The sequence below is a fragment of the Janthinobacterium sp. LS2A genome, from assembly GCF_036543145.1.
GTDB classification, from domain to species: domain Bacteria; phylum Pseudomonadota; class Gammaproteobacteria; order Burkholderiales; family Burkholderiaceae_D; genus Janthinobacterium; species Janthinobacterium aestuarii.
Genome location: NZ_JAZHPB010000008.1, coordinates 229,713 through 243,883, shown reverse-complemented (window position 1 = coordinate 243,883; position 14,171 = coordinate 229,713). Strand labels below are relative to the sequence as shown.

The following is a 14,171-nucleotide window of genomic DNA, read 5'->3' as shown; positions in this document are numbered from 1 at the left end:
TCACGCTCCTTGCACGGTGAACGCTGCGAACTTGCCGCTGCGGCGGCGCGACAGCATGCCGATGGCGCCCAGGCCGGCCAGCAGCAGCATGTAGGTCGACGGTTCCGGCACGGCGCTGATGTTGATATTGTCGAGCGCAAACTGGCCCTGGTTAAAGGCGGGGAAATCGATGGAATTGCTGCACGCGCCAGTGTCATTGAAAATGCAGGCGTTGAAGGTCAGGCCCGTGAAGGAATAGTTGCTGAAGCCGCCCAGCAGGGATGCGCTCTGGAAATGGTAATTGCCATCGCTGCCCTGGCCCGGAAACGCCAGCGACGTGCTGACCACCTGGCCGTTGCTGAGGGTGCCGCTCAGTTGCAGCTGGCCCCACTGCATGTTGGGCAAGCCGGAAACGGGCCCGATGAAGGAATAGTCGAAACCGGCCAGGCTGAACGCCTGGTGGTCGGCACGCGCGAAATTCACGCCGCCATCGTTGAGGATGGCCAGGTAGTTGCCGGTGGCGCCCTGCGGGCAGGCGGCGATATCGCACGACGAGCCCACGCGGCCATCGAGGATGGCGCCCACGCCGCTGACGCCGCCGCCGGCCGCCGTGGTCGGGTCGGCCAGGAACAGCAGGTTGTAGCTCGACGTATTGAGCGTCTGGCCGCTTTCATACACGTCGGGGGGCAAATTATCGAAGGTCAGGACACCGGCCATGGCCGGCGCCGAGGCCAGCACGGACAAGGTGGCCAGCGCGGCCAGGATGGTGGCGCGGCCGCGGGTAGCGGGCCGATCGGCGGTGGCGGGCGATACCCGCGCATGTGATGGACGATTCATTCTATTCCCTTGGTTGTTGTGGATAGATAGGTCGGCAGGTCTCGCGCCCGCTTTCAGCTTTTTCACAAAAGTGTCAACAAATATAGCAAACCACACAAAACAAATATCATATTTTTAATATCATTTATTTATTTTTTATCTAACTCTGCGATACTTTGTTTTGTTTTATCTATGAAAGCTTGAGCAATCTCAACGTTACATCGGAACAACAATGCCTCGCACCGCAGACGTGCGCGCCAGCGCGCCGGCCCGACTTCAGATAAGCTCGAAAACCGCGCCTGCCGCGCCGTCATCCCCGTCACATCGCGGTACACCTGTTCCATCCTGGAACACTTGTCTCTCGCCGCGAAGCGCCCGGCCACAGCCCCTGCGCGATGGCATGAAGCTTGCACAACAAGGGAATCGACCGCGCTCAGGGAGCAGCATCATGGAACACCATCAATTTGCCGGCAACGGCAGCGCAGGCACGCGGCCGGCCCGGCGCCTCCTCGTGTGCTGCGCGCTGGCGCTGGCTTTTTTCCTGCTGGCCGCCAGGCTGGATCTGGCCGAACGGCTGACGTACGCGCTGTGGCGCCACGAACACTGGCAACTCGATGAACTGGCCCTGAGCCTGCTGTTGCTGGCGCTGGCCCTGGCCGGCTTTGCCGTGCGGCGCGGACGCCAGGTGGCGCTGCTGCTGGCACAAAACCGCACCCTCACGCAGCGCCTGCTGCGCGCGCAGGAGGAGGAACGCTGCGCGCTGGCGCGCGAGCTGCACGATGAAGTGGGACAAGACTGCACAGCCATCCGCGCGGCCGCCAGCTACATCCTGCGCGCGCGCGATGGCGACCAGGCGAACGTGCAGGCGTGCGCCGCCAGCATCGCGCGCTCGTCGGAAGCGCTGCATGCGATGGTGCGCACCATGCTGCGCCGGCTGCGCCCGCCCGTGCTCGACAGCCTGGGATTGGCGCCGGCCCTGCAGGCGCTGTGCGACAGCTGGTCCCAGCAGCACGGCATCGCCTGCCATTTCGCACCGCACGCCATCCCCGCCAACCTCGACGACTGCACCGCCACCGCCATCTACCGCCTGGTGCAGGAAGGCTTGACGAACGTGGCGCGCCACGCGGGCGCCAACCGGGCCACGGTGGAATTGCGCGCCGATGCGCACGGCTTGCTGCACCTGGCTATCGAAGACAATGGCCAGGGTTTGCATCCAGACAAAACGCCGACAGATGGCTTCGGCATGCTGGGCATGCGCGAAAGAGTGGCCGGCCTGCGCGGCCATATCCGCTGGATCAGCGCGCTGGGCAACGGCTTGCGCATCGAAGTGGCGATGCCGCTGGCGGCAGGTGCGGCATGAACGCGGCCATGACCCCGATCCGCGTGATGCTGGTCGACGACCACCCGGTGGTGCGCACCGGTTACCGGCGCCTGCTGGAACAGGGCGGCGACATCGCCGTCGTGGCCGAGGCGGGCAATGGCGAAACGGCGTATGGCTTGTACCAGGAGCACGCGCCCGACGTCTGCGTGACGGATTTGTCCATGCCCGGTATCGGCGGCCTGGAATTGCTGCGCAAGCTGATCGCCCGCGATGCCGGTGCCCGCGTGCTCGTGTTCAGCATGCACGACACGCCGCAGCTGATCGCCCGCGCTTTTGAGGGCGGCGCCTGCGGCTTCGTCAGCAAGCAGGCCGACCCGGAACACCTGGTCGACGCCGTGCGTGCCGCCCATGCGGGCCGGCGCTACCTCGATCCGCACAGCGTACCCGGCGTGCTGCAAGACACCGCCAGCATGGAAGCGCAGCGCTTGAGCAGCCTGAGCCAGCGCGAATTCGAAATCTTCCGCCTGCTGGCCGAAGGCCGCAGCGCCGCAGACTGCGCCCGCCTGCTGCACCTGAGCAGCAAGACGGTGGCCAACCACCAGACCTGCATCAGGGAAAAGCTCGACGTACCCGGCCCCGCCGCGCTCGTCCATCTTGCCCTGCGCAATGGCGTCATTGAACAGATCCACCCTTAAAACACGTAGCGCAAGCCCACATTCACGCTGCGCGGGGCGCCGGCCGCGTAGAAGGTCGCGTTGACCATCGGATATTCGCCGTTCACGGCCGGCAGTGGCCGGGCGGCAAAGTTGCCGTTGGCGTCGAAACCCGTCGCGCCCAGCTGGGCCGCCGTCGCATAGTGCCGGTCGAACAGGTTGTTGACCTGGGCGAACACGCTCAGTTGCCGTGTCAGCTGGTATTTGCCATTGAGCTCGACCACGGCGTAGCCGCCGCTCTTGCCCGCGCCCAGGTACGCTGGCCCGCCCGCCTGGTGCGCATTGTTTTCATTACCGCGCGCATAGGAGCTCGACACGGCCATCATGGCCAGGCCCACCGTCCAGTCGCGTCCGCCCTGAACCTCCACGTGCGCCTTCAGGATATGGCTGGGCGTGAGGGGAATCCGGTTGCCCGGCGTGATGACGATATTGCCTTCGAGGCCAGGCGCGTCCGCGTCGCTGCTGCTGTTGGCGCTGCCGTTGACGGTTTCCCGGCTTTGATACGTCGCCTGCAGCCACGTGTAGTTGACGCCGAAGTCCAGCGCGCCCGCCTTGCCGTCGAGCGCCAGCTCCATGCCCTGGTGGCGCGTCTTGCCGAAATTCTTGAAGTAGCCGAAACCGGCCTGGTTGTCGGCCACAAACAGGATATCGTCGTGGTTTTCCGCGCGGAACACGCCAGCGCTCCAGCGCGCCACCTCGTCCCACTGGCCGCGCACGCCCGCTTCCCACGTCTTCGTCACCACCTGTTTCAAGGGCGGGTCGCCAGCCATGGCGTTGGGCAGGCGGCAAGGGTTGTCCGGGTCGGCGCAGCCAAGCTCGATGGCCGTCGGCGTGCGGCTGCCTTCGTTGTAGCCGAGGTAGGCGCTCACGCCCTTGACTGGCGCATAGGCCAGGCCGATGGCGGGATTGAAGCGGCTGAAACGGTGGTCGCCATCGAGCGAGCCGCTGCCGCCGCCGGGCGTGATGGCGTCGCGGTTGCGCACCGTGCTGCGGTTGTAGCGGCCGGAGACGGTCAATGTCTGGTCTTGATTGAACGCGATGCTGTCGCTCGCATACACGCTCCACGTGCGCATGCGTCCGCTCAAGTCGACACGGTTATCGACAGGCGTGCCATCGTCGTCGATTTGCGTACCGTCGGCAAAGAAGTCGACGGGCGTGATGCCGCGGTCCGGGTTCAGGTAGCCGAACTGGCTCGTCTGGCGGAAGGTGGCGTGGCTCGTATCATAGGCGGCGCCAGCCGTGACGGCATGGCGCATGCTGGCCACGTCGGCCAGCGCGGTGAACTGGCCGGAAAAACCATAGTTTTCCTGCTCGGTATGGCTGCGGTTGATCATGCCATTGCATTTTTCGGCCGGCTCGTCATTCAGCAGCACGTTGGCTATGCAGCGCCACTTCGGAAACGGCGTATTGGTCACATTTGCCCCGCTGACGGGAAAGCCCGTGTAGCCGGCCGCCGCCAGGGCCGCGCGCTCGGCCGCGCCGGGCTGGTAGACGGACTGGTCGAGCGACTCGTCGTTGAGGTCGCCATTGAAGGTGTGCGTGTCGATCTTGCGGTAGTACACATTGCCGGACCATAGCAAGGCGGCGCCGGCCTGGTGCTTACCCGTCAGGTTCAGCAAGGTCGACCTGTTTTCCGTCAAGTCTGGCTTGGTGTAGACGCTGCGGTAGTCGCGCGCCAGCATGCGCTGTTCCTGCAAGCCGTTGCCCGTCAACGCATTGTCCGCGTGGGCCACGGTGACGGCGATATCGGTGCGCGCATCGCCCCAGCCCAGCTTGCCAAACACCTGGCGCACGTCGGATGGCGAATCGTCACGCCAGCCCACTTCCTTGAAGCGGTTGCCCGTCACGTACCAGTGCCAGCCCTGCGCATTGCTGCCGCCATGTTCAACTTCCACGGCGCGCCGTTGATCGGAACCCAGGCGCGCCTCGACGGCGGTGCCGGGATTGCTGCGGCCATCCTTGGTCTGCAGGGCCAGCGCGCCACCCAGGGTGTTCAGGCCGAACAGGGGATTCGAGCCGGGCATCAGGGTCAGCGAAGCGATCGCCAGGCGCGGGATCAAGTCCCAGCTGACGACGTCGCCGAACGGCTGGTTCAGGCGCATGCCATCGAGATACACGGACAGTCCCTGCGGCGTGCCCAGCAGCGGCGAGGCCGTATAGCCGCGGTAGCTGACGTCGGGCTGGAACGGGTTGTTCTGCACTTCGTTCACGTAAACGCTGCCCAGGTTGCGGCGCAGGAAGGCGGAAATATCGAGCGCGCCGCTGGCGGCGATCTGCTGTGCGCTGGCCGTCTGCACGGGCGCGGCCAAGGTATCACGCGGCTGCTCCACGGTGGGCAGCGGCATGCTGCCCGTGATGATGACGGTGGGCAAGTCGCCCGAGGCGGCCAGGTTCGCGGCCATGCTGGCGGCAACAGGCTCGGCAGCCTGCGCCTGGCACAGCGCCATGGCAGCGGCAGCCAATAAAGTCAGTTTCATGCGGGTCCCCGTTTTTATCATGGTTTTTATGTCTGTCCATTATCGGACAGCCACCATCGATGAACTAGGGAAAAACTCCCGCCGTGCGGGCAGGCTATCGCTGCAAGGGCAGATAGCTCTGCTTGAGCTGGCGCAGCACAAAACTCGATTTGCTGTGGCGGATGCCGGGAATTTTGTATAAACGCTCGCGCAGCAGCCGTTCATAGTCGCGCGTGTCGCTGACCGCGATGCGCAGGTAGTAGTCGTAGTCGCCGGAGACGAGGAACGCTTCGAGCACTTCCGGGATCATGGCCAGCGCGTGGCCGAATTCGAACAGGGCCTGGTCGGAATGGTCGTCCAGGGTGACTTGCACGATGACGGTGTCGGCCAGCCCTACCTTGGCCGCGTTGACGTTCACCGTGTAGCCTTCGATGACGCCGTCGTCCTCCATGCGCTTGATGCGCGCCCAGCACGGCGACGAAGTCAGGCCCACCTTGGCGCTCAGCTCGTGCAGGCTGATACGGGCGTCCTGCTGCAGGGCCGTCAGGATAGCGAGGTCGAATTTGTCGAGCTTCATTCTGTTTCTTCCATATTTTGCAGCAAATTTTGTTGAAGTATGCATTTTATACGAGAAAACCAGCAACCTTTTCTGCCAGGGCAAGCAGAAAATAGACACATGAAACCCGATCCCGCTCCCCTCCTCGCTCCCGCCCACGATCTTGCGCCGCGCAATGGCGCCAGCACCCTGATCGACACCCTGCTGGCCCTGGGCGTCGACACCGTCTTCGGCTACCCGGGCGGCGCCGTGCTGCCCCTGTACGATGCGCTGCACGCGCAACCGCGCTTGCGCCACGTGCTGGTGCGCCACGAACAGGCGGCCGTGCACGCGGCCGAGGGTTATGCCCGCAGCACGGGGCGGCCTGGCGTCGTCTTCGTCACCTCCGGCCCCGGCATGAGCAATACCACCACGGGCTTGCTTGACGCCCTGTGCGATTCGATTCCCGTCATCTGCATCAGCGGCCAGGTAGCCACCACCAGCATCGGCACGAACGCCTTCCAGGAATGCGACGCGCTGGGCATCTCGCGCCCCGTCACCAAGTGGAACCGGCAAATCCGCGCGGCCGACGAGACGGCCGCCGTCGTGCACGAAGCATTTATCCAGGCCACGCAGGGCCGGCCCGGCCCCGTGCTGATCGATTTTCCCAAGGATATGCAATTGGCGCAGGTCGCGGCCAACACGCCGCCGCCATCCGTCGCCAACGTCGCCGCCCCCTTGCCCGAGGCGGCCGATATCGAGCAGGCCGCCATCCTGATCGCCTCCGCGCGCCAGCCCGTGTTCTATGGTGGCGGGGGCCTCATCAATTCCGGGCTCGATGCCTGCGCCGCTTTCCAGCAGCTGGTGAAACTGGCGGCCGCGCCCTGCACCCTGACCCTGCTGGGCCTGGGCGCCTTTCCCGCCTCGCATCCGGCCTTCCTCGGCATGCTGGGCATGCACGGCACCCTGGAAGCGAACCTGGCCATGCACCATGCGGACCTGATCGTCTGCGTGGGCGCCCGCTTCGACGACCGGGTCACGGGCAGGCTGGACGCCTTCTGCCCCGGCGCGAAAATCATCCACGTTGATATCGACCCGGCGTCGATCGGCAAGGTGGTGCGCGCCGACGTGGCCCTGCGCGGCGATTGCGCGCCCGTGCTGGCGGCATTGCTGGCGCAGCTGCGCGGCCGCTTGCTGGCGGACCGCCAGCCGTGGTGGCAGCGCATCGACGGCTGGCGCGCGCAGGATAGTTTGGCCTTCGACGACACGCCGGACGTGATCGCGCCGCAGGCGCTGATGCGCCGGCTGCAGGCGGCCCTGGACGGACAGGACGCCATCGTGTCCACCGACGTGGGCCAGCACCAGATGTGGGCGGCGCAGCATTTGCGCTTCGAGCAGCCGCGCCGCTGGCTGACCTCGGGCGGCGCCGGCACCATGGGCTATGGATTGCCGGCCGCCATCGGCGCGCAGATCGCCCATCCGGGAAAATGCATCGTGTGCGTCAGCGGCGACGCGTCGATTTTGATGAATATCCAGGAACTGGCCACGGCCGTGCAGCACCGCCTGCCCGTCAAGGTCGTGCTGTCGAACAATGGCTACATGGGCATGGTGCGCCAGTGGCAGGAACTCATCCATGGCGGACGCTACAGCCACAGCTATACGGAAGCGCTGCCCGATTTCGTCGCCCTGGCGCGGGCGTTCGGCTGGCAGGCGCATACGGTCAGCCGGCGCGAAGACCTCGACGCGGCGCTGGCGGCCTGCCTGGCATCCGAAGGCCCGTATTTCCTCGACGTGCGCGTGCATGGCGCAGAAAATTGTTTCCCCATGATGGCGCCCGGCGCGGGGCACCATGAAGTGACCCTGTCCAAGGGCAAGGTGTACAGCGAGCGGTAGGTCGGCATGACCACCACCGGCCACGCCAACGATGTTGTCGGATTACGCGTGGCGTTGCCACGCTAATCCGACCTACTCGCCACCACGGGTAGGTCGGATTAGCGGCGGTACGCCGCGTAATCCGACATCACCACCGGCCGGATTACGCCCAAATCCTGTAGATCCAGTAACTTTCATCTTCGCGGCTGGCGCGCGCCAGTTCGGTGGGACTCAGGCCGGTGATGGCGCGCACTTCGCGGCACAGGTGGGCCTGGTCGGCGTAGCCGCCCTCGGCGGCGATATCGGTCCATGAAGCATTGCCTTGCAGCATGGCCTCGCGTGCGTCGAGAAACGACTGTTCCGCGCGGCGCATGCGGCGCAGGGTGCGCATGGGCTGGCCGGCCCAGGCCTTGATGCGGCGCTCGATATTGCGCGCGCCGCTGGCCAGGCCAGTCGAGGCCGCCTGTACGCCCAGGCGGCGCACCCAGTCCTGGATGGCGCCGGTGGGATGGTCGCCGCTCTTGCGCGCCAACGCCCAGCGCGGCGCGAGGAATGCTTCCACCAGCGCGATGCGCGCTGCATCGTCGGGTGCGGCCAGCACGGCGTCGGACAAGGCCAGCCAGTCGGCGTCGAACAGCGGTTCCAGCGGGAGTACCTGGTCGAACAGGGCCGCCATGTCGATGCCCGTCAGCGCGTGCAGGGCGGCCGGATACAGCATCACCATGAACGAGTGCACGGGGCCGGGGTTGTAGCTGACCAGCGGATAGCCGCGCGGCCCGCTGAACAGGGCGGGCGGCATGCGCACGTGCAGCAGGTCGGGACCGGGCGCGGCCGCCTCGACGTCGCCCGCGACCGTCCACAGCAGGCAGCACATGGGCGTGGCGGGAAAGCGGTTCAGGCGCTGCGCGGGCGGCAGCGGCGCGCAATGCGTGGTGTCGCGCACGAGGAAGGCGCGCACGCAGGAAGCGAGTTCGGTACGCGGCGCGATCAAGCGGGTCAGGGGCATGGGGGCGGCAGGCATGGCGACGATTGTACCGGCAATTTTTGGCCGCGCGCGATGTCGTATTCGTTCAAGACGCGTGCCCGCAAGCGCGCTAGAGTCTAGCCATCGTTCCCACGACAACAGGAGCTTTCCATGCCACCACTCGACCACGCCGCCGCACCCGCCACCACCGCGCCGCTGCGCCAGATCCGCCGCTTGCCGGGGCCCTTCGCCCTGCCCATCGTCGGCAACAGCCTGCAAATCAAGCTCACGCGCATCCACCGCGACGTGGAAGAGTGGGTACGCCGCTATGGACCTTTCATGCGCGCCTGGTTCGGCCGCACCCTGGTACTGGTGGTGGCCGACAGCGAGGCCGTCGGCGCCGTGCTGCGCGACCGGCCAGACGGTTTTCGCCGGCCCCTGAGCAGCTCCATCGTGTCCGACGAAATGGGCGGCGTGCCCGGCCTGTTCCTGGCCGAGGGCACGGAATGGCGCAACCAGCGCCGCATGGTCATGGCCGGCATGGCGCCCGGCGCCATCAAGGCGTATTTTCCCGCGCTGGTGAGGGTGGCGCAGCGCCTGCAAAGACGCTGGCATCTGGCCGCCACGCAAGGCCAGGCCATCGACCTCGACGGCGACCTGAAACGCTACACGGTCGACATCATCGCCGGCCTGGCCTTCGGCACCGAAGTCAACACGCTCGAATCGGGCGAAGACGTGATCCAGCGCCACATGGACGACATCCTGCCAGCCGTGGCGCGGCGCAGCCTGTCCATGTTTCCGTACTGGCGCTATGTCAAGCTGCCCGCCGACCGGCGGCTGGACCGCGACGTGGCGGCCCTGTCCGCCGCCGTGTCCGACCTGGTGCAGCAGGCGCGCACGCGCATGGCGCGCGACCCGGCGCGCCGCGAGCGTCCGCCCAACCTGCTCGAAGCGATGGTCGCCGCCGCCGACCTGGAAGGCAGCGGTGTGACGGACCGCAACGTGGCCGGCAACGTGCTGACCATGCTGCTGGCGGGCGAGGATACGACGGCCAATACGGTCTCCTGGATGATCTATCTGTTGCAATGCAATCCGCACACCCTGGCCCGGGCGCGCGAGGAAGTGCGGCGCCTGGCGCCCGACGTGGCCCACTTCACGATCGAGCAGATGGATAGCCTCGACTATCTGGGCGCCTGCGCCAGCGAAGCCATGCGATTGAAACCGGTGGCCCCCTTCCTGCCCGTCGAGGCGCTGCGCGACACGGTCATCGCCGACATCGCCGTCCCGGCCGGCACCCTCGTGTGGTGCGTGATGCGCAACGACACGGTATCCGATGCGCACTTCCCCGACGCCCAGGCCTTCCAGCCCGAACGCTGGCTGGAAGGCGGCGAGGCGAACAACAAGCGCGCCGCCATGCCTTTCGGCGCCGGCTTGCGCACGTGCCCGGGCCGCTACCTGGCCTTGTTGGAAATCAAGATCGCCATGGCCATGCTGCTGGGCAGCTTCGACATCGCCGGCGTCGACACGCCCGATGGCGGCGAAGCGAAGGAACTGATGGGTTTTGTCATGTCACCCATCGGCCTGACGATGCGCCTGGCACCACCGCAGTGATACCATGGGGGAAGTCCCATTCATTCGACCTCCCCATGACCATCCGCCTGGAATCGCCGCAGCAAGCCGACGTGCAAACCCTGATCGCCGAGCTTGATGCCTATCAACAGACCCTGTACCCGGCCGAATGCGTGTATTCGCTGGACCTGGCGTCCGTGCCGTCCGATACCCTGCTGTTTGCCGTCGCCCGCGATGCGGCAGGCGCGGCGCGCGCTTGCGGCGCCATCGTCGTCACGCCCGATTTCGGCGAAGTCAAGCGCATGTATGTGCACCCGGACAGCCGCGGCCTGGGCCTGGCCAAGCGCCTGCTGGCCCTGCTGGAAGAACAGGCGCTGGCGCGCGGCTGCCGCTTGCTGACCTTGGAGACGGGCATCCACCAGCCCGAAGCCATCGCCCTGTACGCGCGCCACGGCTACCAGCGGCGCGGGCCGTACGGCGACTATCCCGACGATCCGTTCAGTGTCTTCATGGAAAAACCGCTGCAGGTGGCGGCATGAGTACGCCTGCCGACAGCCTGTTTGACATCCGCACGCGCCTGCGCGCCTTTGCCGACGAGCGCGACTGGGACCAGTTCCACACGCCGAAAAACCTGGCCATGGCCTTGTCCGTCGAAGTGGCGGAACTGGCCGAGCACTACCAGTGGCTGCCCACGGGCGCGGACGCCGAGCTGGACGATGCCAAACGCACGGGCATCCGCTACGAACTGGCCGACGTACTGATGTACCTGGTGCGCCTGGCCGACAAGAGCGGCGTCGACCTGCACGCAGCCGTGCTGGAAAAGATGGAACTCAATGCGCAGAAATACCCGGCGCAGCAGGTACGCGGCGACGCGCGCAAATACAGCGAATACTGAACAGCCATCCGTGCGTGGCTGATGCGCAAAAAAGCGTAGCATCCAGCCATGCGCATCCCTATTCCCCTGCTGCTTGCCTGCCTGCTCCCTGGCCCGGTTGCCCTGGCGCAAACCTCGCCCGTGCCGCAGGTGAAAGTGGGCGCCACGCGCGACCCCGTCGATAAATCGTACCGCAAGATGCTGCAGGGCGTGGACCGTTTCGAACGCGACCGTGCGCTGGCGCCGCAAGCGAGCCTGCGCTTTCGTCTGCTGCCGCGCCAGCCTGGCGTGGACATGACGGGCGTGCAGCTGCGCATCGCCGGCGACACCGTCAGCATCCCGTTACCCCTGGCCGAAGACAACAGCTTTGCTCCCGTGCGCAATGCGCAAGCGGCGCGCGAAGACGCCGTGCTGATCGCCAACCGCAAGGCGACCACCATGAGCTGGCGCGCGCAAGTGATCACGCCCGGCTTGCCGCCCGGCACGCGGCGCCTGGGCGACCTGCGCCTGGAATGCCGCGCCGGCATGGATTCGGGCCTGATCTCGAACGACCCGCAAATCATCGCCTGGCTGTCCAGCATGCTCTACAGCACGGACAAGGTCTGTTCCGAGCCGGACGGCAATTATTTGTTCTTCACGGAGCGGCCCCTGTTCGGCGTGACCCTCGTGCATGGCGAGCGCCGCCTGGCGTTACCGTTCAAGATGCTGTATGCGGGCGGCGAGCAGACGCCCGCCTCGCTGCCCTATTGCGATTGCCAGGTCCTGCTCGACCGCACGTATTACGCGCCCTTGTGGGATGCCAGCTGGCCCGACGACACCCTGCTGGAATTTACTTACATGGACGAGGTGGCGCCATGAAATGGCTGCTGATCGCCATGCTGGCGCTGCTGGCCGCCTGCTCCGGCACGCGCGCCTTGCAGGCAAGTAAGAACGTGCCATATGCCACCTTGGAACAGACGGTGCAACCGGGCAGCAGCACGCGCGAACAGGTGCGCGCGGCGCTGGGAGAAAGCACGTCCATCAGCTTCGATAGCGGCAATGAAGTATGGATGTACACCTACCCGGCCGTCTCGGGCGCGCAGGGGGAATATGTGATTTTGTTTGGCGGGGATGGGGTGGTGGTGAAGGTGCGCAGCGGAGAGGTGTATCGGGTGAAGCAGTAAAAGTACCCAGGCAAAACCCGGGGTCAGACCCGACGGGTCTGACCCCAGCCTTTCGCCGTTGGGGTAATTAGCGTGCCTTCAGCAAGGCCCTTGCCGCCACGCCCGCGCCCACGCTGCGCCCCACGCCAGCCGTCTTGCGCTTGGGAGAGGCCTTCAATTTGAAGATGCCGATCGACTGGGCCACGCTGTCGGTGCGCTGCGCCAGGCTGGTGGCGGCTGCCGCCGCCTGTTCCACCAGCGCCGCATTCTGCTGCGTGATGCCATCCATGTGGATGACGGCCTGGTTGACTTGCCCGATGCCCTGGTTCTGCTCGCGCGTGGTCGAGGAAATCTCGTCCATCACTTCCGTCACCCTGGCAACCGAGGCGATCACTTCCGTCATGGTGGCGCCCGCATTGCTGGTCAGCACGCTGCCCGCATTCACGGTGGCGATCGAATGGTCGATCAGGTTCTTCACTTCTTTCGCCGCTGTTGCCGAGCGCTGCGCCAGGCTGCGCACTTCGCCGGCCACGACGGCGAAGCCGCGGCCATGCTCGCCCGCGCGGGCCGCTTCCACTGCCGCGTTCAAGGCGAGGATGTTCGTCTGGAAGGCGATGCCGTCGATGAGACCAATGATGTCGAGAATCTTGCGCGACGAGGTGCTGATCTCGTCCATCGTGGTCACCACTTCGCTGACGATGGTGCCGCCCTTGGCCGCGACGGTAGACGCCTGCGCCGCCAGCTTATTGGCCGTGTCCACGTGGTCGGCGCTGTTCTGCACCGTGGAAGTCAGCTCTTCCATGCTGGCCGCCGTCTGTTCGAGGCTGGACGCCTGCGATTCCGTGCGGCTGGACAGGTCCATATTGCCCGTGGCGATCTCGGCCGTGGTGACGCGGATATCCTCGAAGTTGGCGCGCACGTCGCCGATGATGCTGTGCAAGTTGATATTCGTCTGGCGCAAGGCCGCCATCAATTGGCCCATGTCGTCGTCGCGCACTTTGTCGATGACGCCCGTCAAGTCGCCGCCAGCCATCTTGCGCGCCACCGTGATGGCCTCGCCCAGCGGCGCGACGAGGGAATTGTGCAAATGGGCCCAGAAATACAGCATCAGCGCCACGGCCGCGGCGGCGGCGCCGCTGAGCCAGCTGCGCGTGGCCGTGCTCGTGTCGCCGTCGATATTCCACACGGCGCAGCCGAGGATGGCCAGCACCACGCCAAAGACGATGCAATGCAGGGCCAGGTCTTGCGACAGGGTCAGCTTGCGCCACTCGGCCAGCTTGGCGGCCAAGCCCTGGCGCACGACGCGGCCATTGCGGATCGCCAGCTTGGCGCTATTACCGTCTTTAAAACTTTTATACAGGGCTGCCGCTTCGTTGATCTGCTCGCGCGTGGGCTTGGTGCGCACGGACATATAACCGATCGGGCGGCCGTTTTCGATGACGGGCGTGATATTGGCGAAGACCCAGTAGAAATCGCCATTCTTGCAGCGGTTCTTGACCATGCCGGTCCATGGCATGCCGGTCTTGATGGTATCCCACAGGTCGGCAAACGCTTCGGCCGGCATATCGGGATGACGCAGAATATTCTGTGGCGCACCCAGCAGTTCCATTTCTGAAAAACCGCTGACTTCAATGAAATACTGATTGGCGTAATTGATGTTTCCCTGTAAATCCGTCGTGGAAACAATCGTCATGCCTTCATTTAATACGTATTCATTTTGCGTGATAGGCGTATTGACCCGCATCGTCGCTCCTCTATTTTTTTCAACTAGCATAACAAAATCATAAAAACAATATACCACATCAAGCACCCATGATATATCGCCCCGGCGACAGTGACACTGGTCAAACAATTTAATAAAAGCTAATTCATTTATGTTTTAGAATTTACTTTGATTCAACTTGATTGATTTTATTGAATGCAAAATTCA

13 protein-coding genes are annotated in these 14,171 nt (G+C 65.1%); 8 read left to right on the top strand and 5 right to left on the bottom strand.

The window, feature by feature from the left end; genetic code table 11:
- Positions 1 to 816 (bottom strand): NF038120 family PEP-CTERM protein, encoded by an 816-nt coding sequence (locus tag V3C40_RS22270; RefSeq protein ID WP_331778553.1) that lies wholly within the window; start codon positions 814 to 816, stop codon positions 1 to 3.
- A 427-nt stretch (positions 817 to 1,243) separates the two neighbouring features.
- On the opposite strand from V3C40_RS22270, the gene V3C40_RS22265 reads away from it, so the two are divergent.
- Positions 1,244 to 2,155: a histidine kinase gene (locus V3C40_RS22265; RefSeq protein WP_331778552.1), complete on the top strand. Its 912-nt coding sequence runs from the start codon at positions 1,244 to 1,246 to the stop codon at positions 2,153 to 2,155.
- A gap of 8 nt (positions 2,156 to 2,163) precedes the next feature.
- Entirely contained in the window at positions 2,164 to 2,811 is a 648-nt protein-coding gene (locus tag V3C40_RS22260) for a response regulator transcription factor (RefSeq protein WP_331778551.1), read from the top strand.
- Here V3C40_RS22260 and V3C40_RS22255 read toward each other — a convergent pair.
- On the bottom strand, positions 2,808 to 5,306 hold the full coding sequence (locus tag V3C40_RS22255) for a TonB-dependent receptor (RefSeq protein WP_331778550.1): 2,499 nt from the start codon (positions 5,304 to 5,306) through the stop codon (positions 2,808 to 2,810). The two genes, V3C40_RS22260 and V3C40_RS22255, sit on opposite strands and share 4 nt — an antisense overlap.
- 94 nt (positions 5,307 to 5,400) lie before the next feature.
- On the bottom strand, positions 5,401 to 5,862 hold the full coding sequence (locus tag V3C40_RS22250; RefSeq protein WP_034784295.1) for an Lrp/AsnC family transcriptional regulator: 462 nt from the start codon (positions 5,860 to 5,862) through the stop codon (positions 5,401 to 5,403).
- Between the two features lie 99 nt (positions 5,863 to 5,961).
- Here V3C40_RS22250 and ilvB point away from each other — a divergent pair, with 99 nt between their 5' ends.
- A complete protein-coding gene (gene ilvB, locus V3C40_RS22245; RefSeq protein WP_331778549.1) occupies positions 5,962 to 7,713 on the top strand; it encodes a biosynthetic-type acetolactate synthase large subunit in 1,752 nt (583 codons plus the stop codon).
- A 142-nt stretch (positions 7,714 to 7,855) separates the two neighbouring features.
- Here the strand turns inward: ilvB and V3C40_RS22240 are convergent, their stop codons facing one another.
- Entirely contained in the window at positions 7,856 to 8,713 is an 858-nt protein-coding gene (locus V3C40_RS22240; RefSeq protein WP_331778548.1) for a helix-turn-helix domain-containing protein, read from the bottom strand.
- Between the two features lie 114 nt (positions 8,714 to 8,827).
- On the opposite strand from V3C40_RS22240, the gene V3C40_RS22235 reads away from it, so the two are divergent.
- The 5 genes from V3C40_RS22235 to bamE are packed head-to-tail and all read left to right on the top strand — an operon-like array spanning position 8,828 to position 12,262.
- Positions 8,828 to 10,267: a cytochrome P450 gene (locus V3C40_RS22235; protein WP_331778547.1), complete on the top strand. Its 1,440-nt coding sequence runs from the start codon at positions 8,828 to 8,830 to the stop codon at positions 10,265 to 10,267.
- A gap of 35 nt (positions 10,268 to 10,302) precedes the next feature.
- The gene (locus V3C40_RS22230) at positions 10,303 to 10,764 is read left to right on the top strand and encodes a GNAT family N-acetyltransferase (RefSeq protein WP_046682200.1); all 462 of its coding nucleotides are present in this window, start codon (positions 10,303 to 10,305) and stop codon (positions 10,762 to 10,764) included.
- Entirely contained in the window at positions 10,761 to 11,120 is a 360-nt protein-coding gene (locus V3C40_RS22225) for a nucleotide pyrophosphohydrolase (RefSeq protein ID WP_331778546.1), read from the top strand. Before V3C40_RS22230 ends, V3C40_RS22225 begins: the two co-directional genes overlap by 4 nt.
- A gap of 48 nt (positions 11,121 to 11,168) precedes the next feature.
- Positions 11,169 to 11,957: a hypothetical protein gene (locus tag V3C40_RS22220; protein WP_331778545.1), complete on the top strand. Its 789-nt coding sequence runs from the start codon at positions 11,169 to 11,171 to the stop codon at positions 11,955 to 11,957.
- Positions 11,954 to 12,262, top strand: a complete 309-nt coding sequence (bamE, locus tag V3C40_RS22215; RefSeq protein WP_331778544.1) for an outer membrane protein assembly factor BamE domain-containing protein — start codon at positions 11,954 to 11,956, stop codon at positions 12,260 to 12,262. The genes V3C40_RS22220 and bamE overlap by 4 nt, the downstream gene beginning before the upstream one ends.
- Positions 12,263 to 12,329: 67 nt before the next feature.
- Here the strand turns inward: bamE and V3C40_RS22210 are convergent, their stop codons facing one another.
- Positions 12,330 to 13,985: a methyl-accepting chemotaxis protein gene (locus tag V3C40_RS22210; protein WP_072457118.1), complete on the bottom strand. Its 1,656-nt coding sequence runs from the start codon at positions 13,983 to 13,985 to the stop codon at positions 12,330 to 12,332.
- Positions 13,986 to 14,171 lie beyond the last annotated feature (186 nt).

Coding starts and splice junctions, on each gene's coding strand:
- V3C40_RS22240 (WP_331778548.1), bottom strand. CDS start 8,713: ATGCCTGCCGCCCCCATGCCCCTGACCCGCTTGATCGCGCCGCGTACC.
- V3C40_RS22210 (WP_072457118.1), bottom strand. CDS start 13,985: ATGCGGGTCAATACGCCTATCACGCAAAATGAATACGTATTAAATGAA.
- V3C40_RS22220 (WP_331778545.1), top strand. CDS start 11,169: ATGCGCATCCCTATTCCCCTGCTGCTTGCCTGCCTGCTCCCTGGCCCG.
- V3C40_RS22255 (WP_331778550.1), bottom strand. CDS start 5,306: ATGAAACTGACTTTATTGGCTGCCGCTGCCATGGCGCTGTGCCAGGCG.
- V3C40_RS22270 (WP_331778553.1), bottom strand. CDS start 816: ATGAATCGTCCATCACATGCGCGGGTATCGCCCGCCACCGCCGATCGG.
- V3C40_RS22265 (WP_331778552.1), top strand. CDS start 1,244: ATGGAACACCATCAATTTGCCGGCAACGGCAGCGCAGGCACGCGGCCG.
- V3C40_RS22235 (WP_331778547.1), top strand. CDS start 8,828: ATGCCACCACTCGACCACGCCGCCGCACCCGCCACCACCGCGCCGCTG.
- bamE (WP_331778544.1), top strand. CDS start 11,954: ATGAAATGGCTGCTGATCGCCATGCTGGCGCTGCTGGCCGCCTGCTCC.
- ilvB (WP_331778549.1), top strand. CDS start 5,962: ATGAAACCCGATCCCGCTCCCCTCCTCGCTCCCGCCCACGATCTTGCG.
- V3C40_RS22225 (WP_331778546.1), top strand. CDS start 10,761: ATGAGTACGCCTGCCGACAGCCTGTTTGACATCCGCACGCGCCTGCGC.
- V3C40_RS22260 (WP_331778551.1), top strand. CDS start 2,164: ATGACCCCGATCCGCGTGATGCTGGTCGACGACCACCCGGTGGTGCGC.
- V3C40_RS22230 (WP_046682200.1), top strand. CDS start 10,303: ATGACCATCCGCCTGGAATCGCCGCAGCAAGCCGACGTGCAAACCCTG.
- V3C40_RS22250 (WP_034784295.1), bottom strand. CDS start 5,862: ATGAAGCTCGACAAATTCGACCTCGCTATCCTGACGGCCCTGCAGCAG.